Below are 21,375 nucleotides of genomic sequence, written 5' to 3'. Positions count from 1 at the left end.
GTGTGTCTCCCTCTCAGACGTCGCAGTGAGCGGCGCCGAATGCCAGTTGCTGACGGATGGACGTCAGGTCGTTCTGTTGGGTGAGCTGGTCGTGGTACCAGGGACCGTCCCGGGTCTCGCCATAGAGCACCGCGCCAGCCAGTCGGTTCGCCCGCAGCAGCAGGTGGCAGTACCGGTCGGTGTCCCGGTCGTGCCAGACGATGGACTCGGTGTCCTCGTCCGGCTGGTTGAGACCACAGGAGAAAATCGGGATGCCGCTGATCTTGAGTCGGGTGGCCACATCGCCGGGCTGGAAACGGGCGTCCGCGCCACACAGATGACGAGCGAGGGCATCGGCCTGCTGATAGCCGGGCTCGACCAGTCCAAACGTGTCCTGGCCGAGCTGGCAGCACTCGCCGAGCGCATAGACGTCCGGGTGGCTGGTGCGGAGGCGGTCGTCCACGAGGATGCCGCGGTCACAGGCCAGTCCGGCGTCCGCGCCCAGTTCGCGGTTGGGCGTGATGCCGGTGGCGATCACCACCAGGTCGGTGCTGATCACCGTGTCGTCGGCGAACTGAACCGCCCTGGCCCGGCGTCCGCCCAGAATCGCCGTGGGGGATTGGCCGGTTTCCAGGCTCATGCCCCGGTGCCGCAGCGCCTGATGGAGCAGGCCGCTGGCGGTGGGGTCGAGTTGGCGATTGAGCAGCCACGGGTTACGGTGCACCACGGTGACCGCCATACCGCGTTGTCGTAGCCCCTCGGCGGCTTCCAGCCCCAGGAAACCGCCGCCGATCACGACCGCACGCCGGTGATGCTGGCTCAACGCGACCAGTTGTTCGGTGTCGTCGATGTCCCGGAACGTGTAGACGCCCGCCAGATCCTCACCGGGCAGGTTGAGCCGGCTGGCCCGTGAGCCGGTCGCGATCACCAGATCGTCCCAGACGAGGGTCTGGCCGGACGCGGTGGTCGCGGTTTTTCCCGCCGGGTCAATGACGCTGACCGGATCGCCGGCGTGGCGGTGAATACCGCTGGTCCGGAACCAGTCGTCCGGTTTCAGGGTGATGCCATCGAGACTGGCGTCGCCGGCGAGTACCGACGACAGCAGGATGCGGTTATAGGCCGGGACCGACTCGGCACTGACCACGTCGATGCGATCATAGGGGCAGTCGGCGGACGCGACCAGCGTCTCAAGCAGGCGCTGGGCCACCATGCCGTGTCCAATCACCAGAAGTCTGCGTGTCTTCATGGGATGCCCCGTTCAACGAAAAAAGCCGGAGTCTCTCCCTGATACCGTCGATAATGACGGAATGCAGGAAGAGAGTCCGGCGACAATGCCAACAACAATGTGTTTGGGTGACCGGTGAACCGTATCACCCATAGTGGACAGAGCGAGATCTGTGCCAGATTGAACGCCCCTAAGAATCAGTGAGTTACAGAGTCGCCCAGCGGTTACTCTGCACCGAATCGGGGCGCTTCGCACCGGTAGAGGTCAGATTTCCTCGGCCAAGACGTCGGTGGCTGTCTCCCGCTCGGATGATTCGGGGGGTGTCTGCGGAGCGTGCTCGGACGGGAACACCTGTTTCTCGTACAGGAAACGCAGGACCCGCTGGCGATAATGCACATAATCCGGATGGTCTGCCAGCACAACCCGGTCGCGCGGGCGTGCCAGATCAATGTCGACGATCTCGCCGATGGTCGCGGCGGGGCCGTTGGTCATCATCACGATGCGATCGGAGAGCAGAACCGCCTCGTCCACATCGTGGGTGATCATGATCACGGTGCTGTTGAGTTCCTGCTGGATGCCCATCAGCGTGTCCTGCAGATGGGCCCGGGTCAGGGCGTCCAGGGCACCGAATGGCTCGTCCATCAACAGGACGCTGGGTTGCATTGCCAGCGCGCGGGCAATCCCCACCCGCTGGGCCATGCCGCCGGAGATTTCCCCGGGACGCTTGTTGGCGGCGTGAGTCATGTTCACCAGCTCCAGGTTGTGGTGGACCCAGTCGGTCATTTCCCGTTTGCCCATGCGCTTGCGAAACACCTGCCGGACCGCCAGCGCGACGTTCTCGAAAACCGTCAGCCAGGGCATGAGCGAGTGGTTCTGGAATACCACCGCACGCTCAGGGCCAGGCGCGTTGACCTCCCGCCCGTCCAGCACGCATCCGCCGCGGGTGGCCTGTAGCAGGCCGGCGACCACATTGAGCACGGTGGACTTTCCACAGCCGGAGTGGCCGATCAGCGAGACGAACTCGCCCCGTTCGATGTGCAGGTGAATGTTGTCGAGTGCCTTGAACGGCCCATTGGGGGTGTCAAAGCTCATCTCGACGCCGCTCAGTTCCAGGTGATGTTTGGTCATGACGGACCTCCGTTATTCGTTCCAGGCGACCTGGCGCTGCAACAGCAGCATGATGCGATCGAGCAGATAGCCGATGAAGCCGATGGCGAGCACAGCCACCATGATGCGGCTCAGCGAGTCACTGCTGCCGTTCTGGAATTCGTCCCAGACGAATTTGCCGAGGCCGGGATTCTGGGCCAGCATTTCAGCGGCGATCAGCACCATCCAGGCGATCCCCAGCGAGACGCGCAGTCCGGTGAAGATCTGTGGCACGGCGGCCGGGAGCACGACCTTGCGGGTGTGGGTCAGGAACGGCAGCCGCAGCACGCGGGAGACGTTGACCAGATCGGGATCGACGCTGGATACTCCGGTGCTGGTGTTGATCAGCGTTGGCCAGAGGCTGCAGAGAGTGACGGTGATCATCGAGGTGATGAACGCCTTCTCAAACAGTGGATCCTCGCTCACATACACGGCCGACACGACCATGGTCACCAGTGGTAGCCACGCCAGGGGTGAGACGGGCTTGAAGATCTGGATCAACGGATTCGCGGCGGCCGCAAAATGCCGGTTCAGGCCAATCAGTATCCCCAGCGGGATCGCGATGACCGAAGCCAGCAGAAAGCCGGCCAGCACCGTGATCAGGCTGGTGCCAATCTGGTCAATGAAGGTGGGGGCCCCGGGGTAGTCCCGGATCTTCACCTCGGCGTCGGGGTTGTCCGCGAGAATCCGCTGGTTGCGCGCCTCCTGCATTTCGATATAGCGCTCGGCCCGCTGTCGCTCGTTCTGGTGTTCCTGCCAGAGCTGACCGGCCTGGTGCCAGACCTGCCCCGGACTGGGGAACTGGCCGAGTGAGGTGTCGATGCGTGGAGCCACCAACTGCCAGCACATCAGGAACAGGACGATGCCCACGACCGGCAGGGTCAGCGCCTGCATGAGGTCGCGGCCGGAACGGCCCGGCAGCCGTTCGCGCAGCCGGGCCATCAGGGTCATGGTGGGTGTCAGGGTGCTCATGATGGCTCTCCCTCCTGGTTACAGGGTCGTGTCGCCTTTGAGGCCGATCTCAAACCGGTCGATGTAGGCATTGGGTGATTTGGGCGTAAACGGCACACCGTCGATCAGTTCGCCCTGGCGCGGGCGGACGATATTGTCCTTGTCCATATCCGGGAAGGCGCTGGCGGGCAGGGTGCCGTCGGCGATCAGTGACTTCGCGGCTTTCTCATAGATGTCCGCGCGGTAGACCTTTTTCGCGGTCTCCATGTACCACTGGTCGGATTTGGGTTCGGCGATCTGCCCCCAGCGACGCATCTGTGAGAGGTACCAGATGGCATCCGACGGATACGGGTAGGTGGCGTAATCCCGGAAGAACACGTTGAAGTCCGGAACCTCGCGCACATCGCCCTGCTCGTACTCAAAGGTGCCGGTCATGGAGTTGGCGATCACTTCTTCATCCGCGCCGACATAGTTCGGGCGGGCCAGCAGTTTTGCAGCTTCCTCGCGGTTGGCGTTGTCGTTCTTGTCGAGCCAGTGGGCGGCGCGCAGCATGGCCCGGAGCAGACGCAGGTGGGTGTTGGGGTTCTCTTCCGCCCACTGACGGGTCACGCCATAGACCTTCTCCGGGTTGTTGGGCCAGATTTCGTAATCGGTGATCACCGGCACGCCGATGCCCTTGAACACGGCCTGCTGGTTCCAGGGCTCGCCCACGCAATACCCCTGGATAGTCCCCGCTTCCATGGTGGAGGGCATCTGAGGCGGCGGAGTGACGGACAGGTGGACATTCGCCTCGATCGTGCCACTGGTGTCGCCCTTGTGGGGCGCGTAGTAGCCGGGGTTCAGACCGCCGGCGGCGAGCCAGTAGCGCAGCTCGTAGTTGTGGGTGGATACCGGGAAGACCATGCCCATCCGAAATCGCTCGCCATCGTCACGAGCGGCTTCCACCACCGGTTTGAGGGTGTCGGCGCTGATCGGGTGCTGTGGGTTACCGTTGGCGTTGTCCGGAATCTGCGGGGCCATCTGTTCCCAGACCCGGTTGGAAACGGTGATGCCGTTGCCGTTCAGGTCCATGCTGAAAGCGGTGATGACGTCGGCTTTGGTGCCATAGCCGATGGTGGCACCCAGCGGCTGTCCCGCCAGCATGTGGGCGCCATCCAGCTCACCGGTGATGACACGATCCAGCAGGACTTTCCAGTTGGCCTGGGCTTCCAGTTCCACAAACAGTCCTTCGTCCATGAAGAAGCCCTGCTCCCAGGCAACCGCCAGCGGCGCCATGTCCGTCAGTTTGATGAAGCCGATTTTCAGGTCCGGTTGCTCGGCCGGTCCGATGGGCTGGCCCGTGGCGATGACGGGCGTCATCAACAGCGCCGTAAACCAGTGTCGTAATGCCATGGTGCTCTCTCCCTAGGTGCGGGTCGTCAGGCATAAAAAAGCGCCTGCCCTGACCGGCCCCCTGAGAGGCCGGTCAGTGACAGGCGCCAATGCCTGTTGCGAACAGAGTATGTTGAGGTGACAGGGGTGATGCCCGTCTCTCAGAGGGTAGCAGGGGGCGTGCCAGTTTTATTAAATGCTTTAAAAACAATCGGTTGAGGCTTTATTGCCTGTTTGTGAAGACGCTGCCCCGACTCATTCGGGGGCGTTCTGGGAGGGATCTGCACCGACCGTGTGCAATGGATCTTCTTCCGGGCGAACGGATTCATCATGGTGTCGCATGGCAAACTGATAGTGCTCCGGTTGGAAGATGTCACCCAATGTCGACAGACTGATGGCCTCCAGCTCATGCCAGTGCGCGAGCCGGTTCGCGATGCGACCCATATCGACCAGATTCGGCTGCCCGTGTGGGCGGGCCGGGAAGGACTGGCGCAGACGGGGGTGAAACAGTGGACACGCCTCGTCATCCATGGCCAACAGTTCCTCTCCGAGGTAGTGCGGGGCGGCCATGCTCTCGCGCAACGGTTCGCGATGCCCGGGCGCATTGATCCATCCGGCGGCGCGCGTCAGCGCACGGATCAGGGGCCCATGGACCGCCGGGTTCTGTTCGGTCCAGTCGGCCCGCATCCCCAGGACTTTCTCCGGCGAGTCCGGCCAGATCTGATGGCCCGAGTGATAGATGGCGCCCAGGCCAGCCTGCTCCAGTAAGGAATTCCAGGGTTCACCCACGCAACAGCCCTCAATGGCATGGGCTCGAAAAGCATCGGCCATCTGCGGGGGTGATACCGGGACGATCTGGATGTGATCGGCGGCGTCCGGGCCGGCGCTCTCGATCCAGTCCCGCAATTGGAGATCGTGGCAGGACCAGGGGGCGACCGAGGCCAGCCGGATTGGCCACTGTCGTTCACGCGCGATGGCCAGCAGTGCGCGGGCAGAGCCGAGAGGATCGTCTTGGTGGGCTCCGCGATCATTGAGGGCCCGAACCAGTGACGTGGACAGAGTGATGCCATTGCCGTTGTGGCTGAGGACCAGACTGCTGACGACCGGCATGGCCGGTCGGTCCACCGCCAGGGACATGGCAATGGGCATGGGGGCGAGCATGTGGGCGCCGTCCAGGAGTCCGAAACTCACCTTGTCGCGCAGGGACGCCCAGGAGGCCTCGCGGGTGAGCTCGACCTGCAGGCCTTCTTCCCGGAAATACCCCTGTTCCAGCGCCACGATCAGCGGGGCGCTGTCCAGCAGTGGCACAAAACCGAGGCGGACCCGGAAACCGCCCTGCTGGTGCAGTGAGGTGATGGAGGCGGTCATCAGGACGCGTCCCGGACAGCGCGTTCCTCCGGCGCCAGCAGTTCGATGACCCGCTGGGCGATTTCGCCAACCCGGGCACTCTGATCCATGGCGGTCTTGCGCAGGATGCGATAGGCGGTGTCCTCGTCGCAGTTCTCGTGTTTCATGATCAGTCCCTTGGCGCGCTCGACCTGCTTTCTTTCCGCCAGCGCGGTGCGCGTCTCGTTCAGTTCTTCCCGCAGCGACTGGAAGGCTTCGAACCGGGCGACGGCCGTATCGACGATGCTACGGACCCGATCCGGCTGGACGCCGTCCGCCACATAGGCGCTGACACCGGCCCGCACGGCGGCCTGAATGGTGTCCCGGTCGCTCTGTGCCTGCGCAAAGAACACGATCGGGCGCGGCGCGTGATCGTTCAGGGTGCTCATGTTTTCCAGGGTGTCCCGATCGGGCAGATCCATGTCGATAATGACCATGTCCGGCTCGTCGCGATGGACGGCGGCGGTCAGGCCCTGGGCATCCGGGCGGTGGCGAATGACTTCGTGGCCTTCGGCGGCCAGGGCGTCGCGGACCATGCTGGCCCGTTCGGGATCTTCATCAATCAGGAGTACTCGAAGCGTATCCATAGTGTGTCCTCGTCGTGTTCCTCCCGGGCGGTGAGCAAGATGTCTGCCAGGCCATCGTCCGACTGGCAGGCACTTGTCGGCACAGGCGTTTGGCGAGGCCAGCGGATGATCGCCCAGTGCGACCTCACGTGGATCCGTGACCCGTAATGGCGCGCGCTGCACTGATTTGGTGATCATGGGCCCGTCTCAAGGACCGTCGTTGGCCTGATATGGCGCATGGCCCTGTAATTGCTTGAGGACTGGCAGATCGCGACGTAACACAACGATGGCAAAGACGCCCGTCTCCGTGACCGCCTCCTGGCAGGCCACGGTTGCGGGCGTTTTTTTATGGAGGATCGCCCGTGAATGAGGCTCTGAGTGCATCCTGTCGAACCACCTGCCCCTACTGCGGCGTGGGGTGTGGCGTGCTCGCTGCGGACAATGGTGACGGCCCGTCGGTCACCGGTGATCCGGACCACCCGGCCAACGCCGGACGGCTGTGTGTCAAAGGCGCCAGCCTTCACGAAACGCTGGGCGCAGAGGGCCGTCTCACCCGCCCGATGGTCAATGGCCAGGCGGTGAGCTGGGAGACGGCCCTGTCGCGCGTCAGCGACGCGATTCGCCAGAGCACGGCTTCCCATGGTCCGGAGTCGGTCGGCCTGTACCTGTCGGGCCAGTTGCTGACGGAGGACTACTACGTCGCCAACAAGCTCGCCAAAGGCTATATCCGCACGCCGCACGTGGACACCAACTCCCGACTCTGTATGTCCTCCGCCGTCGCTGCTCATAAGCGGGCGTTTGGCGCGGACGCGGTCCCCGGCTGCTATGAGGATCTGGAGCTGGCGGATCTGCTGGTGCTGGTGGGCAGTAACACCGCCTGGAACCACCCCATTCTCTATCAGCGCATGAAGGCGGCTCATCGGGATGGCCGGCGGGTGGTGGTCATTGATCCACGCCGGACCGCGACATCCGAGCTGGCGGATCTGCACCTGTCCCTGCGCCCGGGCACCGACACGCATCTGTTCAATGGGCTGCTGGCGGCGCTCGAACGCCGCGGTGTGCTCGATCAGGCCTATCTCGATGCGCACTGCGACGGGTCGGAGTCGGCGCTGGCCGCTGCGGGCCAATCCGCTCCGGATGAGGCCTCTGTCGCCCAGGCCTGTGATCTGCTCCCGGAGGATGTCACCCGCTTCTTCGACTGGTTTGCCGCCACGGACCGGACGGTGACTGTGTTCTCACAGGGGGTGAATCAGGCGGCCAATGGCACGGACAAGGGCAATGCCATTATCAACTGTCATCTGGCCACCGGGCGTATTGGTCGTGCCGGTGCGACGCCGTTCTCCGTGACCGGCCAGCCCAACGCCATGGGCGGCCGTGAAGTGGGTGGTCTGGCGAACACGCTGGCCGCCCACATGGACTATGGGCGCCCCGACCACATCGCCCGGGTGGCCCGGTTCTGGGGCGTCACCGAGCTGGCGGATGGGCCGGGCCACAAGGCGGTGGATCTGTTTGATGCGGTGTTGCGTGGCGACATCCAGGTGCTGTGGATCATGGCCACCAACCCGGCCGTCAGCCTGCCCGACAGCGAACGGGTGCGAGAGGCGCTACGCCGTTGTCCGACGGTCATTGTCTCCGACTGCATCGCCAATACCGACACGACCGCGTATGCCGATATCCTGCTGCCGGCGACAGGCTGGGGAGAGAAGGACGGCACGGTGACCAACTCGGAGAGACGGATCTCACGCCAGCGGGCTTTCCTGCCGCCGACGGGCGAGGCGCGTCCGGACTGGTGGATTATCAGCGCCGTGGGCCGGGCGCTTGGCCATGAGCGGGCGTTTGGCTACGAATGCCCGGCCGATGTCTTCCGCGAGCACGCGGCCCTGACCGCCGAAGGCAACCAGGACGGTAGCACCCGTCCTCTCTGTCTGAGCGGACTGATGGATCTGACGAACGACGACTACGACCAACTGGCACCGGTGCAATGGCCGGTGACGCCAGCCGCTGCGTCGGGTACCGGCCGACTGTTTGCCGACGGGCGTTTCGCGACGGACAACGGCCGGGCACAGCTGATCGCGGTGACCCCGGAAGGACCGGTGCAGCACCCGGATGACGACTGGCCGTTGGTGGTCAACAGTGGCCGGCTGCGCGATCAGTGGCACACCATGACCCGGACCGGACGGGCCCCCCGTCTGTGGCAGCATCGGGCCGAGCCGTTTATCGAGGTCCATCCGGCGGATCTGCTGCGATTTGGGGTTGAGGAGGGTGCTCTGGCCCGGTTGAGTGGTCCGCATGGCGCCTTCGTCGGGCGGGTGCGGCGTTCCGATCAGCAGCGCCCCGGCGAGGTGTTTGTGCCGATCCACTGGAACCAGCAGTTCGCCAGTGAGGCACTGGCCTCAAGCCTCATTGCCCCGGTGGTGGACCCGGTGTCCGGGCAGCCCGAATCCAAGCACGGCATGGCGACGATGGCGCCCGTGGCGACGCAATGGGAAGCCCGATTGCTTTGCCGAACCAACGCCTCGCGCCGATGGCACGCCGAGCACTGGTCAAGGGTGCCTCTGCCCGGATGCGACAGCTGGTGGCTTGCCGGTGAACATGCCGTCGACTGGGACAGCGAAGTGGGCCGCTGGCTGGGCGGCGAGCCGCAGGTTGCAATGAGCGATCCCGCCTGCGGGCGCTACCGTGCGGCCCGTTTCCACGAGGGGCGTTTGATGGGCGTCCTGTTGGTTGAACCGGCGAATGGTGACTTCCCGGCGCTGGATTGGCTGGCGGAGTGCTTCACCCGTGAACGACTGACCGAGGAGGAACGTCGGTCACTGCTGGCGGCGCGGGACGTTTCCCTGCCGGACACCGGGCCGGTGGTGTGCAGCTGCTTCCAGGTGGGTGAGAAGCAGATCGAAGCCGCCGTGGCCGACGGGATTGAGTCGGTCGAGGGCCTTGGGCAGACGCTCAAGTGTGGCACCAACTGCGGCTCCTGTATTCCGGAGCTGAAAGCGTTTCTGGTGGCGGAGACCGGGTAGGTTGTTTGAATAATGTAGCCGATGTCTCCGACTTCGGAGTCGCCCGTCAGGGCGACCGATCTCCACCCTCAACCACGGGCACTTGGTCGTCCCTGACGTCAAATGCGACCGTGACATCCCTTTACAACACCCTTTGAATGTTCGGCGACATTGATTCCGCGACCCGATGTCTCAGAGCTTGCTGAGCAGCGACGGCGGCACGCGGTACCGATACCGGCGCCAGCGCCCGGTACCCTCCACCGTGCAGGTCTTTCGGTTCACCCGGATCACCCGCCCTTTCCGCTCACTGTCCTTCAGCGGGAAGCGCACGGTGTCGCCCACCTCGAACGCCGGGGCCGGCGGTGCTTCCAAAGTGGGCAGCGTCATCGGTTCGGTGGGCAGATCAAGGTCCGCCGCCCGGGCACGCTCCAGCAGACAATCCTTCACGCCCTCGCTACCGCCGCTGGCATGCAGCTCGTCCAGGATGCGGTAGAAGGTGGTGTTGTGGACCGACCCCCGCTGGCGGCCGTTCGACACATGCTGGAGCAGGTGCGCGAACTCGTGGCAGCAGGTGTGGGCCAGCAGATGCAGGGTGGATACATCGCCCCGGAAATAGTGCCGGCGGCGGATTTCGCGGGTAGAGAGCCAGGGCTGGCAATCGACCGAATCGAACGTGGCCGCAACCATTTTGCGACCAAAGGTGATCTGATGCCGCCGGCTCCGGGGGTCGAACTGGTGATAGGTGGCCTGTCCGGAACCGATCCGGCAGGTCAGCTCGCTGCCCGGCTCCCGGTATTGAATCCAGTCGCGGGCGGGGCGCCATAGGACGGTTTCGGTGGCCTCGCACATCAGGCGGGCGAGGGCCTGGCTGGTCTGGGGAGCAGTCATCCCCCAGATTTTACCACCCTTGGGCCGGATCGGAACCGTTGCGACGAAGGCCCTGTTTCAGAGCGCACTGTCGTTGCTGGGCTAGGGCCATAGTGACGCGCTTTGGCCGGTTGGGACTGGCGCGGCCAGCGCACGACCGATAGGGTAAGCGGAGTTTTCCCGACACGCAGGTTCCGACCATGACCACGATTGGCACCCCGCTTTCCGCTTCCGCCTCTCGCGTGCTGCTGCTCGGTAGCGGCGAGCTGGGCAAGGAAGTCACCATTGCCCTGCAACGCCTCGGTTGCGAAACCATCGCCGCGGATCGCTATGACAACGCCCCGGCCATGCAGGTGGCGCATCGTCACCATGTGTTCAGCATGCTCGATGGCGAGGCACTGCGGTCTGTCGTCGAATCCGAACAGCCCGATCTGATCGTGCCGGAAGTGGAGGCCATTGCCACCGACACGCTGCTGGCGCTCGAGAAAGAGGGGTACCGGGTGGTGCCGACAGCCCGGGCGGCCTGGCTGACGATGAATCGCGAAGGCATTCGCCGTCTCGCGGCCGAAGAGCTGAATCTGCCCACATCGCCCTATCGGTTTGCGCAAACCGACGCGGACTATCGCGCGGCTGTCGAGGCCATCGGTCTGCCCTGTGTCGTCAAACCGGTGATGTCCTCATCCGGCAAGGGGCAGAGCCTGGTGCGCACTGAGGCCGACATCCAGCCGGCATGGGAGTATGCCCAGTCCGGTGGCCGGGCCGGCAAGGGGCGGGTGATCGTTGAGGGTCTGATCGAATTCGATTATGAGATCACGCTGCTCACCGTCCAGCATCGCGATGGCGTCAGCTTCTGTGCCCCAATCGGCCATCGCCAGGAGGGCGGCGACTACCGCGAGTCCTGGCAGCCGCAGGCCATGAGTGAGGCGGCCCTGGCCGAGTCCCAACGTATTGCCGAGGCGGTGACCCGGGCGCTGGGCGGTCGCGGTATTTTTGGTGTGGAGCTGTTCGTCAAAGGCGATACGGTCTGGTTCAGTGAGGTCTCCCCACGGCCGCATGACACCGGTCTTGTGACACTGATCTCCCAGAACCTGTCGGAATTCGAGCTGCACGCGCGCGCGATCCTGGATCTGCCCATCCCGACGATCCGTCAGTATGCTCCCAGCGCGTCGGTGGCCCTGCTGGTGGAGGGCGAGTCCGATCAGGTGACGTTCAACGATCTCCATCGCGTACTTGAAGAGCCGGATACCGACCTGCGCCTGTTCGGCAAGCCGGAGGTCTCCGGTGAGCGCCGGATGGGCGTGATCCTGGCGCGGGGTGAAAGCACGGATGAAGCCGTTGAGAAGGGCGTTCGGGCCAAGCGGAAGGTGAGTGTGACGCTCTGAGAAAACGCTGAGGGGCGCGGAAAGCTTAGAAAGTTTTAAGGTTTTAAAGTCTTAAAGATGATCCCTCCAGTTTCGGGCATCAGTATCCCCTTTCAGACTTTCAGACTTTCAGACTTTCAGACTTTCAGACGTTAAAACCTTAAAACCCTCACACCTCTTCTTTGTCACCAGAAGGGCGTTTCCGTGCGGCTTATCGGATATCCACAACCCGACTGGCCTTCCTGTATTTGACCGTCCATCCGGACCAGACGGGCAGCTCCCAGCGCTTGGGGTCGCCCTTTCGGTTTCCGCTCATGTATTCGGCGATCACCTGTTTGGCGGCCACCCGGTAGTGGATGCGCATTTTCAGGTCGGCCAGGCGTACGGTGCGGGGGTACTTGTCATCCAGCCACGGGCGCTCCCATTCCGGCACGCCGTTGAACCGCAGATCGTCCGCTTCCAGCAGTGCCCGGTCGTCCAGTGATTCCACACCGAGTGTCGCCAGGGCGTCGACAAGCCAGTCGAACGGTTCCGGGACCTCACCCTTGCCATGGCCGAGTCCGACATAGAGCGCCCAGGCGGCGATGTCGTCGTTCAGGCGCTCCCCGGCGGGTGGTAGTACGTTGCCGTTCAGGATGAGCCGGGCCAGGACCTCGCGTGCGGCCTCGCCTTCTGGCTGCGTCTGTTCGGTGTGGATGATGCGATCGGCATACCGCCACTGACGTGTGACCCACGGGGTATCGTCTTCCCATTCCATCGGGCCGGATTCGGCTTCCGCAAGCCCCGTCTCCACCAGTGCTTCCAGCGGAACCGGCGCCAGGCAGGTGGCGAGGGTGATGGTCTGTCGGGTGCCCTTGCCGGGAATGCTGTGGCTGTCGAAGACCAGTGCCGCTTCGGCATCGCCACTGAAGCGGCTGTCATCGCCGATCCAGCACTCCTCCCGACCATTGCCCATCGCCTCGCGGCGCTGGTGTTTCTCCCGCCGAACGAAAACGGCATCCGGGCGTGCCCGCACGGCGTGACGCAGGATGGTTCCGACCGGCTCGTCGACGCCTGATGGCAGGTCCGGCAGGGCCAGAATTCGGCGCATTTGCCGCGCCAGTTTCCGGGCTTCGTCACGTGCCGCCGCGTGGGGCTGGGTCTCCGAGGGCGGTTTGCTCCGGATCGCCGCGACCAGCGTCGTGGCGTCGCAGGGCTCGGCCTGCCACTCGTTGAGTGCCTTGCGGCCGTCTTCGCTCCGGGGCAATCGCAGGGGGCGACGGTGGGCGCTGAGGGCGGCCGCGAGATCCACAATGAATCCCCGGCCGGCTTCGTCCGGCATGGCGATGATCAGGTGCGCGAAGAAGGTATCGACCGGCAGCGAGAACAGGGCGCGGCCCCGCTCGGTTGTCCGGTCCTCATCATCCAGTGCGCCGAGCTGGTGCAGCTGATCCCGGGCCTGTGTCAGCGTGTGGTCGGGCAACGCATCGGCGAACCGGAGTGACCCGATGGCATACCCGCCACAGGCGGCGGCGAGCACCAGGTCAGTGAGTTCCTCGCGCTGGATCTCCGGACGGGTCAGCGCCTCCAACGGTGCCCGTTCTCCCCAGAGGCGGATGGCCTGTCCGGGGGCCGTCCGCCCGGCACGGCCCTTGCGCTGGTCGGCATTGGCCTGGGAAATGGGGGCCAGCGACAGAACGGTCCGCCCGTTGCGCTGATGGGTGCGACGTTCGAGGCCCGAATCGATGACCCACGTTACGCCCGGGATGGTCAGGGACGTTTCCGCCACATTGGTCGAGACGATCACCCGCCGGCGCTGACCGACATTCAGCGCCCGCTTCTGGTCCTCTGGCGGGGCATTGGCGTGCATCGCGATGACATCCGCGTCCACCGACTGCAGCGCCGACACCGTCTGCTGTATTTCCCGGCGGCCGGGCATGAAGACCAGCACGTCGCCGTCGTCTGTCGACAGGGCCCGGTGCACCGCGTCCGACGCTCTGTGGGGCAGATCCCGCAGCGACGGCATCTGGCGGTCGTCCCGGGACTGGTAGCCGACTGAGACCGGGAAGCCACGCCCTTCCGACGTCAGTAGCGGCGCTTCCAGATAGTCCGCCAGTCGCGGACCGTCGAGGGTTGCTGAGGTCACAACCAGCCGCTGGCGACCCTGCTTCTGGAGCATGGCGAGCAGCAGGTCGGTATCCCAGCGCCGCTCGTGGAACTCATCCAGGATCACCGTCCCGAAGCGTGCCAGATCGCCATCCCGGAACCAGCGCAGGGCGATGCCCGGTGTTACGAAAAGGATGCGAGTGTCCGGCGTAAAGGCCTGATCGAATCGGATCGCATAACCGACGCCCTCGCCGAGCGACTCCCCCTCGCTCTTTGCCACGAACCCGGCGAGCGCGGTGCAGGCGACCCGGCGGGGCTCCACCACCAGTACCGGACCATGCTCGCGGGATGCCCACACGGGCAAACGGGTGGACTTACCGGAGCCCGTTGCAGCGGACACCACAACATGCCCCAGCCTCAGGGCGTGCTGGACGTCGTCTCGCAGCGTCTCGATGGGAAGGGTGTCGTGCGTTGCCATGATGCAATCTGTTGATGTTGTGGCCTCTGGCCAGCGGATGATACCGGTCCGGCGTGCGACAATGCCACCGCCCCGGATGCCGCTCCATGGCGGCACGGGAGCTCGTTTCACCGTCAGTTACGCGCTGCAAAACGATGCAAACTGATTTGCATCTGAGCCAATAAGATTTAATCTGATGAAGAAATGGTAACTGGCAATGTCGATTTGAAACGATCAAACCAACAGCGATCCATTGACGTAGCTTCCAACCTGATCGTGCACGTTCAGGACCCGGGTGCTCGTATCTGGCCCGGGTCTTGCCTGTCCTCTCTATCTGTTTCCTCAGGAAAAACCAAAAGCAACCAGAAGGACGAAAACCATGCGTAAGCTGACGAAAGCGGCTGTGCTCTGTGCAGCTGCACTCCCGACAATGGCTCAGGCCGACTGCGGTGAGGTCTCCATCACTGAGATGAACTGGGCTTCCAACGAAGTCGTCACCGGCGTGGCCAAGTTCCTCATGGAACAGGGCTACGGCTGTGAGGTGTCGGTTGTGCCGTCCGATACGGTTCCGGCGGTCACCTCGGTCGCCGAGAATGGCGAGCCGGATATTGTGACTGAGCTATGGGTCAACTCCACCGGCGAGGTCTACGAGCGACTGAAGAGTCAGGGCAAGATTGAAGAGCTTGGCAAGGTTCTTCGCCCGGGCGGCGTCGAAGGCTGGTGGATTCCTACCTACCTGGCTGAGGAGCATCCGGAACTGAAAACCATTGAAGGCGTCATGAACAACCCTGAGCTCGTTGGCGCTCGTTTCAACAACTGCCCGGACGGCTGGGGTTGCCGTGTGGTCAGTGACAACCTGATCCGTGCCCTGGATCTGGAAAGCTCCGGTATCGAGGTGTTCAACCACGGCTCTGGCGAGACGTTGGCGTCCTCCATGGCAAGCGCCGTTGAGAACGAAGAGCCCTGGTTCGGCTACTACTGGGCACCGACCGTTCCGCTGGGCAAATACGACATGACCAAGATCGACATGGGTGGCTACGACAAGGAAGCCCATGAAAACAACCAGAACCAGGATTCTGAAAACCCGGGCGTGTCTGATTTCCCGGCAGCGCCGGTCCTGACGGCCGTCACGACCGATTTCCGCGATCGTGAGCCGGAAGTGGCTGAAATGATGAGCAAGCTGCACTTCGGCACGGATCAGATGAGTGCCCTGCTGGCCTGGAAGAGCAACAACAGCGCGTCCGGTGAAGAAACAGCTGTGCACTTCATTCAGAACAACCCGGACGTCTGGTCCGAGTGGCTGAACGATTCTGCCCGCGAGAATCTCTCAAGCCTGTTGAACTGATCAAAGCCAACGCCGGGCGGGGACTTCCCCGCCCGGATTGTTTCAGACACCCATTCATCTGGCGGTTCTGTCCGCGGGACGATCACCCATGGCAACCTACGATTTTGTTTTCTCCACGCTCGGCCTCAAGGAATGGTGCGGCTCGAGCCAAAGCAGCGCGCCCACATCAATGGCACAGCTGCTGTCCAAAACCAAAGGCGAGGAGGCCACGGAAACCAGCCTCTGGGAGCTGCCGTTTCCCTCAATGGACGCCCTCAACAAAGCCTGCCCGGCGTTTCCCCAGTCACGGGACCTGACCCGTGGCCTCGAGCAGGGCTTTCTGGCGATCAAAGACACGCTGAGCGTCGTCCTCGACCCGATCACCCAGCCGTTGAGCTGGTTTCTGGACGGGGCGCTCTATGGAATGCTCAACACGCCCTGGTGGATCATCATTCCCATCCTGCTGGCGGTTGTGTTCGTTGTGACCAAGTCCTGGAAACTGGTCGGCTTCGTTGCGGGCAGCATTTTCCTGCTGGCCTTCATCGACCACTATTCCTATGCGATGCAGACACTCTCAATCATCTTTGTCTGCGCCCTGATCTGTGTGCTCGTTGGCGTGCCCATTGGCATTGCCATGTCCCGAAGTGATCTCATGCAGCGCATGACGATACCGGTTCTGGATATGCTTCAGACGTTGCCGCCATTCGTGTACCTGATTCCGCTGATCTTCCTGTTCAGCGTGACCGAATCGAAGCTCTACGGCATTGCGATCATTCTCTACGCGATCGTGCCGGTCATCCGTCTGACCAACCTGGGCATCCGGCTGGTGGACAAGGACGTGATCGAGGCGGCGGACGCGTTTGGTATGACGCCCCGGCAGAAGCTGTACAAGGTACAGATTCCGCTGGCCCTGCCCAACATCATGGCGGGTGTGAACCAGACGATCATGATGAGTCTGGCGATGGTGGTGATCGCCTCCCTGGTTTCCGCACCGGGTCTGGGCGTGCTGGTACTGCGCGGTATCCGCAATCTGGAACTGGGCGTTGGTCTGGTTTCCGGTCTCGGTATCGTGATTCTGGCCGTCATTCTCGATCGGGTGACCAAAGCATCTCTGGCGCGGATCAACGCCGCCCAGTCGCAGTAGGGAGGAAACATCGTGTCAGAGAACGTCAAGATCTCGATCAAACATCTGTACAAGATATTCGGCGAGACGCCGCAGCTGGCCCTGAAGCAGGTGTACAACGGCATGGGTAAGCCGGAGTTGTTGGAGACGTACAACCATGTGCTCGGTCTCCAGGACATCAACGTTGACATGAAAGAGGGTGAAATCACCGTCATCATGGGGTTGTCCGGCTCCGGCAAATCCACGCTGATCCGCCACCTGAACCGGCTGATTGAGCCCACGGCGGGGAAGATCATCGTGGACGGGGAAAACGTCCTGAAAAAGGATGAGAACGAACTCCGCCGACTGCGCCAGGAAGGCATGTCGATGGTGTTTCAGAAGTTCGCGCTACTGCCGCACCGAACGGTGCTGGAGAACGCGGGCATGTCCATGGACGTGCGTGGTTTCACCACTCGTGACTACGAAAAAGAGGCACTGTACTGGCTGGATCGCGTCGGCCTGAAGGGGAACGAAAACCAATTCCCCCACCAGCTGTCCGGCGGCATGCAGCAGCGTGTGGGGATCGCCCGCGCGCTGGTCTCGAATGCGCCGATCATGCTGATGGATGAGGCCTTCTCGGCTCTGGATCCACTGATCCGCTCGGACATGCAGGATCTTCTGCTGCAGCTTCAGGAAGAGCTGAAGAAGACGATCGTGTTCATCACGCACGATCTGGATGAGGCCCTGAAGCTGGCGGATCATCTGGTCATCCTGAAGGAGGGCGGCGTGGTTCAGCAGGGCGACCCGCAGGACATCCTGCTCAACCCGAACGACCCGTACATCGTGGACTTCATTTCCGACATCAACCGGGCCCGCGTGCTCCGGGTCCGGTCGGTCATGGATCCGCAGATGCCGGAGGGGGATCACTACGCCGGGGACATCACGGAAGACGAGAACCTGGAGTCAGTCCTCAGCCGTTCCGAGGGCGATACCAATCTGGACTACCGTGTTATCGGCGGCGACGGCGACCCCGTCGGCACACTCCATATGAAGGATCTGGCCAAGGCTCTCGTGCCAACGGCTGCTTCGGAAGAACGGGACCAGACCCTCTGAGGCCAGAGGGCCGGTTTGGGCGGGAGCGATGAACTCCCGCTCGTCCCTCCGACTCACCCCTTGTCAAAGGTGTTCACCGCGAAGCGCCAGTACAGACGCTTCGAGGCGAGCCGCGCTCGCCTGATCGGCCCACACAGGCTCCCCGATCGCCAGCTGGATTCGGGACCAGACCCGGCGAAACAGTCGGGCCGTGGGTCGTCCGCCTTTCCTGCTGAAAAAGCTGCCCCAGAGCCCGCGTCGAGCCATTGGAACGACCGGCACCAGTGTGCGTTCGATTATCCGTTCAATGCCGGGCCGGAGTGTAGCCACCGTACCATCCGAGGTCAGCCCGTCTATACAGTCGTATTGAGAGCGCGAAAACGAGAGGTCACGCTATTACATGGCGGGCGGCCAGAAACTGCGCTAAGGTGTTGCTATTGCGTGGTTTTTCGCTCGGAAACCATCCGTCAGAAAGCGGAGTTATGTGGACGTCACGTTTATTCAATATCGAAGAACGCGATCTAATCAGCTGTTATGAATGGGAGCTCTGAGTGACACCTGAGTGCAAAGACACATGGTTGTTCATCAATAGTTTTGCTCCATGGCTTTCGGCTGTTGGTACTGTGGTGATTTCAGGTGTCGCTCTGTGGTTGTCCGTCAGAGATCGTAAGGTTCAACTCAGAGCAACTCTCTCCTCGGGGGTAATTCCACAAGATGATCCCCAGGTTTTGAATTTTTTCGTTTACACGCTTTCATGCGTCAATGTAGGCCCACGCCAAGTAAGCGTGACAAATTACCACTGGAGGTACAGAAAATATCCCTTCACAGGAAAGCTGAACTTCTGGACCTTTCCATATCTTGATCGCCGCGTCAGCCATATGTGCTCAAAGCTTCCAAAGCAACTATCAGATGGGGAGCAAGTCCTGATATTTCATCCTTCAGATTTCTTTGCGGAGCTGAAACAAAGAGAAGAGTTTCTATTCGCTGATAATGCACTAGTAGCGTTTTATCGGATAATGACGTTTAACCTCTATGTGGACACCAGCATTGGGAAACCAGTGAAAGTAAAGGTTAGTTGGAAGTGGCGGCGCAATCTTTGGCGGGAATACAAAAAATTCATAACAAATGCAGGCAAGGGACGCTCCTGACGTCGCGCCCCTGCTGCAAGCGTTATGCGTAATCATGAATATTCGACTTAGAAGTTTTTCGGTGGCTTTCGGTCTAGCTCCTTTAGTAATCGCTCCGCAGCTACTAGTGATCATGCTTTGCGAGTATTTTCAGGTCGTTTGGCCAATTTTCGTCATGGTTCCCATCTTAGCTTTAGTTTTTGGTCTGGGATGGGTCCACTACATCACTGGTATGAAGTGCAAAGTATGCAGTGGGCATTACGGGGTTTCTTTCAGCTTTATCAGCGCCTTGTCGATCCCAGAAAGATGTATGAATTGTGGTGCTCCTGTCGACAGCGCATAACAATGCACTGTTGCCGGACAATTTTTCCACCGCTTTGCGGTTCCAAAATTGCCGCAAAGTTTTAGCGTTATGTTTCACCATACATCAAGAACCATTCTATGAATAAACCAGTAAATCATCATTTTGTACCACAACACTTTCTTTCAGCATGGGCAATAGGAAGAAACTCTAAAAAATTATGTCGTTATAGAAGAATCTCACATACAGGTAAACTAGAAACTAAAGAAGCTTCCATCAAGCATTCTGCAAACGCGAAGAATCTCTACGAGATTGTATTGCCTGATGGCGCCTTTGAAATTGAATCAACACACGTAACACCAAAACTAGACGAGGTCGGTTATAAGGCATTAAATTCTGCGCGATCTTTACATTACTCGAAAATCCCAGAAAAAACTAAAAAAGACCTTGCATTTTATCTTACGTGCTTAGAAGCAAGGAATCCCGCTATTCTTGATTTAATGGCTCCGACAGATGAAGAGTTTCAAATAATTAAGAATTCGATGAATAATGGATCAAGTAAATCTGTAAATGAGGTTTTTAGTTATATTGGCGAATCACCGTCAAAAGGTGTAATGGCTTTTGCGTTATTTGTTATAAACGAGATAACATCATTTCAGTCTGAGCCATTTCATCATGGACTTTTAAACGCTAACGTTGAAGAATTTGATTTTGATGCGGACTGCCTGATTACAAGTGACTATCCAACATTTCGAATGGGGCACTATAATAGGGACGTGTTATTCGCTGTAGCTGTAAACCCAAGAAAAGCCCTTGTTTATTCAAAAAATGAATTTGCTAAAGTTTTCAAGATGCTCCCAAAGAATGAGCAGATCAAAATGATTAACCTTCTAACTATCGCGAAAGCAAGCGCAGCCTATGCGCACAATGATAGTTTTTCACCTTTCGTAGAGGATCATTTGGGATGGGCTTTAGCTGATAGCAGCCAGGAATATATTCAGCAATATATACTGAAAGCACTAAGCCAGTAGAAACATAACAAATGGTTTCAGGTGACGCTTACAGCGCACCTGAACCAAGCGTTATACGAATAAAAGAGGACTGAATGTCTAACGTTAGACCCCAGCGAGACGGAAATATACTTCAAGTAAAACAAAGGCCCACCTCGTACACTCGTCACCCAGTAGTCAAAGGTGAAAGACGTTTTGGTCTCCAGACAAGAGTATTTGCTACCAACCCATGGTCTGTTATTCGGGGTGCCTTAACGGAGATAGAGGACGACAATGCCAAACATCAAGCCAACTCGTTTGTCGAGCAGGCAGAAGACTTTTATCGGGCCTATCAGTCTGCACATGAAGTTTCATCAAAGCCTCTTCTTGTCTATTACGCATTACTGAATCTAGTGAAGGCATTTGTGCTTTTCAAAGAGGTAAAGTTTGAATACGGAAAAGCGCAGCACGGTATACAGGAAGGTGTTCATCCGAATGGACAAGAATTTGATGACTCATTCTTGAAGGCGTTTCGGTCTAGAGGAAGTCAGGTAAATATTTTCGATGATTTCAAAACAGCTTTTATGGGTGCTGGGCTTCCAAATAGAGAGAAAGTTTTCGATTTAAAAAATATTCATCCTCAAATTCTACAAGGCCATCGCCTATGGGCGTCCGCTCATTCGTGCCAAGAGCGGTTTGTCGAAATTGAGAGAATTGACTTCATGCAGGATGCCGGTGAGAAGAAGATTTGTCTGGTGCTCAATTTTTACGCAGATGATTTGACTCGCTTTGGCATCAGCAGGAAGCGACTTTTGGAGGAAGGAGGTTTAGCTGGTGCTTTTCACAACGTTAAATCTAGCGAAGTGAAAGATGACCGTCTCCTCCTTAAATTTGAGCAGTCGCAACCCCTCGATTACACCGGTCGCCCAAGTGACAGGCTTGAAGATCTGATTAGGGAACCTCTGAATAACCGGGCTTGAACACCGATTCCCGGTCTCTATCCGGAGATGAGCCGATTTCAGCGATAAATCCCCAGTCTATTTGTTCATC

At 60.4% G+C, this 21,375-nt stretch carries 16 protein-coding genes; 8 read left to right on the top strand and 8 right to left on the bottom strand.

The window, feature by feature from the left end; translation table 11 throughout:
- Positions 1 to 13: 13 nt before the first annotated feature.
- From C8D92_RS05140 to C8D92_RS05115, 6 genes are all read right to left on the bottom strand, one after another.
- Positions 14 to 1,225: an NAD(P)/FAD-dependent oxidoreductase gene (locus C8D92_RS05140; protein WP_116918640.1), complete on the bottom strand. Its 1,212-nt coding sequence runs from the start codon at positions 1,223 to 1,225 to the stop codon at positions 14 to 16.
- Between the two features lie 243 nt (positions 1,226 to 1,468).
- Positions 1,469 to 2,332, bottom strand: a complete 864-nt coding sequence (locus C8D92_RS05135) for an ABC transporter ATP-binding protein (RefSeq protein ID WP_116918639.1) — start codon at positions 2,330 to 2,332, stop codon at positions 1,469 to 1,471.
- 12 nt (positions 2,333 to 2,344) lie between these two features.
- Entirely contained in the window at positions 2,345 to 3,292 is a 948-nt protein-coding gene (locus C8D92_RS05130; protein ID WP_409456187.1) for an ABC transporter permease, read from the bottom strand.
- A 48-nt stretch (positions 3,293 to 3,340) separates the two neighbouring features.
- A complete protein-coding gene (locus tag C8D92_RS05125; RefSeq protein WP_116918638.1) occupies positions 3,341 to 4,693 on the bottom strand; it encodes a CmpA/NrtA family ABC transporter substrate-binding protein in 1,353 nt (450 codons plus the stop codon).
- 234 nt (positions 4,694 to 4,927) lie between these two features.
- Positions 4,928 to 6,040: a CmpA/NrtA family ABC transporter substrate-binding protein gene (locus C8D92_RS05120; RefSeq protein WP_116918637.1), complete on the bottom strand. Its 1,113-nt coding sequence runs from the start codon at positions 6,038 to 6,040 to the stop codon at positions 4,928 to 4,930.
- The gene (locus C8D92_RS05115) at positions 6,040 to 6,645 is read right to left on the bottom strand and encodes an ANTAR domain-containing response regulator (protein WP_116918636.1); all 606 of its coding nucleotides are present in this window, start codon (positions 6,643 to 6,645) and stop codon (positions 6,040 to 6,042) included. The genes C8D92_RS05120 and C8D92_RS05115 overlap by 1 nt, the downstream gene beginning before the upstream one ends.
- A 341-nt stretch (positions 6,646 to 6,986) precedes the next feature.
- Here C8D92_RS05115 and C8D92_RS05110 point away from each other — a divergent pair, with 341 nt between their 5' ends.
- Entirely contained in the window at positions 6,987 to 9,641 is a 2,655-nt protein-coding gene (locus tag C8D92_RS05110) for a nitrate reductase (RefSeq protein WP_116918635.1), read from the top strand.
- A 171-nt stretch (positions 9,642 to 9,812) separates the two neighbouring features.
- Here C8D92_RS05110 and C8D92_RS05105 read toward each other — a convergent pair whose 3' ends face one another.
- On the bottom strand, positions 9,813 to 10,508 hold the full coding sequence (locus C8D92_RS05105) for a hypothetical protein (protein WP_116918634.1): 696 nt from the start codon (positions 10,506 to 10,508) through the stop codon (positions 9,813 to 9,815).
- Between the two features lie 179 nt (positions 10,509 to 10,687).
- On the opposite strand from C8D92_RS05105, the gene purT reads away from it, so the two are divergent.
- Positions 10,688 to 11,869 carry a formate-dependent phosphoribosylglycinamide formyltransferase gene (gene purT, locus C8D92_RS05100; RefSeq protein WP_116918633.1) on the top strand — a complete coding sequence of 394 codons (1,182 nt, stop codon included), beginning with the start codon at positions 10,688 to 10,690 and terminating at the stop codon, positions 11,867 to 11,869.
- A gap of 190 nt (positions 11,870 to 12,059) precedes the next feature.
- Here purT and C8D92_RS05095 read toward each other — a convergent pair whose 3' ends face one another.
- A complete protein-coding gene (locus C8D92_RS05095) occupies positions 12,060 to 14,411 on the bottom strand; it encodes a helicase-related protein (RefSeq protein WP_116918632.1) in 2,352 nt (783 codons plus the stop codon).
- 358 nt (positions 14,412 to 14,769) lie between these two features.
- On the opposite strand from C8D92_RS05095, the gene C8D92_RS05090 reads away from it, so the two are divergent.
- The 6 genes from C8D92_RS05090 (at position 14,770) to C8D92_RS05070 (ending at position 21,305) form a co-directional block, all read left to right on the top strand.
- On the top strand, positions 14,770 to 15,735 hold the full coding sequence (locus C8D92_RS05090; RefSeq protein ID WP_095611353.1) for an ABC transporter substrate-binding protein: 966 nt from the start codon (positions 14,770 to 14,772) through the stop codon (positions 15,733 to 15,735).
- Positions 15,736 to 15,823: 88 nt separating this feature from the next.
- Complete coding sequence (locus C8D92_RS05085) at positions 15,824 to 16,858, top strand: ABC transporter permease (protein ID WP_095611354.1); 1,035 nt, start codon at positions 15,824 to 15,826, stop codon at positions 16,856 to 16,858.
- Between the two features lie 12 nt (positions 16,859 to 16,870).
- Entirely contained in the window at positions 16,871 to 17,929 is a 1,059-nt protein-coding gene (locus C8D92_RS05080) for an ATP-binding cassette domain-containing protein (protein WP_095611355.1), read from the top strand.
- Between the two features lie 530 nt (positions 17,930 to 18,459).
- Positions 18,460 to 19,056: a hypothetical protein gene (locus C8D92_RS15575; protein WP_133243105.1), complete on the top strand. Its 597-nt coding sequence runs from the start codon at positions 18,460 to 18,462 to the stop codon at positions 19,054 to 19,056.
- Positions 19,057 to 19,476: 420 nt separating this feature from the next.
- A complete protein-coding gene (locus C8D92_RS05075) occupies positions 19,477 to 20,367 on the top strand; it encodes a DUF4238 domain-containing protein (protein WP_116918631.1) in 891 nt (296 codons plus the stop codon).
- 74 nt (positions 20,368 to 20,441) lie between these two features.
- Positions 20,442 to 21,305 (top strand): YaaC family protein, encoded by an 864-nt coding sequence (locus C8D92_RS05070; RefSeq protein WP_116918630.1) that lies wholly within the window; start codon positions 20,442 to 20,444, stop codon positions 21,303 to 21,305.
- The last annotated feature ends 70 nt before the right edge of the window (positions 21,306 to 21,375 follow it).

Source organism: Tamilnaduibacter salinus, from assembly GCF_003096655.1.
Classification (GTDB): Bacteria; Pseudomonadota; Gammaproteobacteria; order Pseudomonadales; family Oleiphilaceae; genus Tamilnaduibacter; species Tamilnaduibacter salinus.
This window is presented reverse-complemented; position numbering and strand designations above follow the sequence as displayed.

What these genes read in the sequence shown, in the direction of transcription:
- C8D92_RS05140 (WP_116918640.1), bottom strand. Translation starts at nt 1,225, where the DNA reads ATGAAGACACGCAGACTTCTGGTGATTGGACACGGCATGGTGGCCCAG.
- C8D92_RS05135 (WP_116918639.1), bottom strand. Translation starts at nt 2,332, where the DNA reads ATGACCAAACATCACCTGGAACTGAGCGGCGTCGAGATGAGCTTTGAC.
- C8D92_RS05130 (WP_409456187.1), bottom strand. Translation starts at nt 3,292, where the DNA reads ATGGCCCGGCTGCGCGAACGGCTGCCGGGCCGTTCCGGCCGCGACCTC.
- C8D92_RS05125 (WP_116918638.1), bottom strand. Translation starts at nt 4,693, where the DNA reads ATGGCATTACGACACTGGTTTACGGCGCTGTTGATGACGCCCGTCATC.
- C8D92_RS05120 (WP_116918637.1), bottom strand. Translation starts at nt 6,040, where the DNA reads ATGACCGCCTCCATCACCTCACTGCACCAGCAGGGCGGTTTCCGGGTC.
- C8D92_RS05115 (WP_116918636.1), bottom strand. Translation starts at nt 6,645, where the DNA reads ATGGATACGCTTCGAGTACTCCTGATTGATGAAGATCCCGAACGGGCC.
- C8D92_RS05105 (WP_116918634.1), bottom strand. Translation starts at nt 10,508, where the DNA reads ATGACTGCTCCCCAGACCAGCCAGGCCCTCGCCCGCCTGATGTGCGAG.
- purT (WP_116918633.1), top strand. Translation starts at nt 10,688, where the DNA reads ATGACCACGATTGGCACCCCGCTTTCCGCTTCCGCCTCTCGCGTGCTG.
- C8D92_RS05095 (WP_116918632.1), bottom strand. Translation starts at nt 14,411, where the DNA reads ATGGCAACGCACGACACCCTTCCCATCGAGACGCTGCGAGACGACGTC.
- C8D92_RS05090 (WP_095611353.1), top strand. Translation starts at nt 14,770, where the DNA reads ATGCGTAAGCTGACGAAAGCGGCTGTGCTCTGTGCAGCTGCACTCCCG.
- C8D92_RS05085 (WP_095611354.1), top strand. Translation starts at nt 15,824, where the DNA reads ATGGCAACCTACGATTTTGTTTTCTCCACGCTCGGCCTCAAGGAATGG.
- C8D92_RS05075 (WP_116918631.1), top strand. Translation starts at nt 19,477, where the DNA reads ATGAATAAACCAGTAAATCATCATTTTGTACCACAACACTTTCTTTCA.
- C8D92_RS05070 (WP_116918630.1), top strand. Translation starts at nt 20,442, where the DNA reads ATGTCTAACGTTAGACCCCAGCGAGACGGAAATATACTTCAAGTAAAA.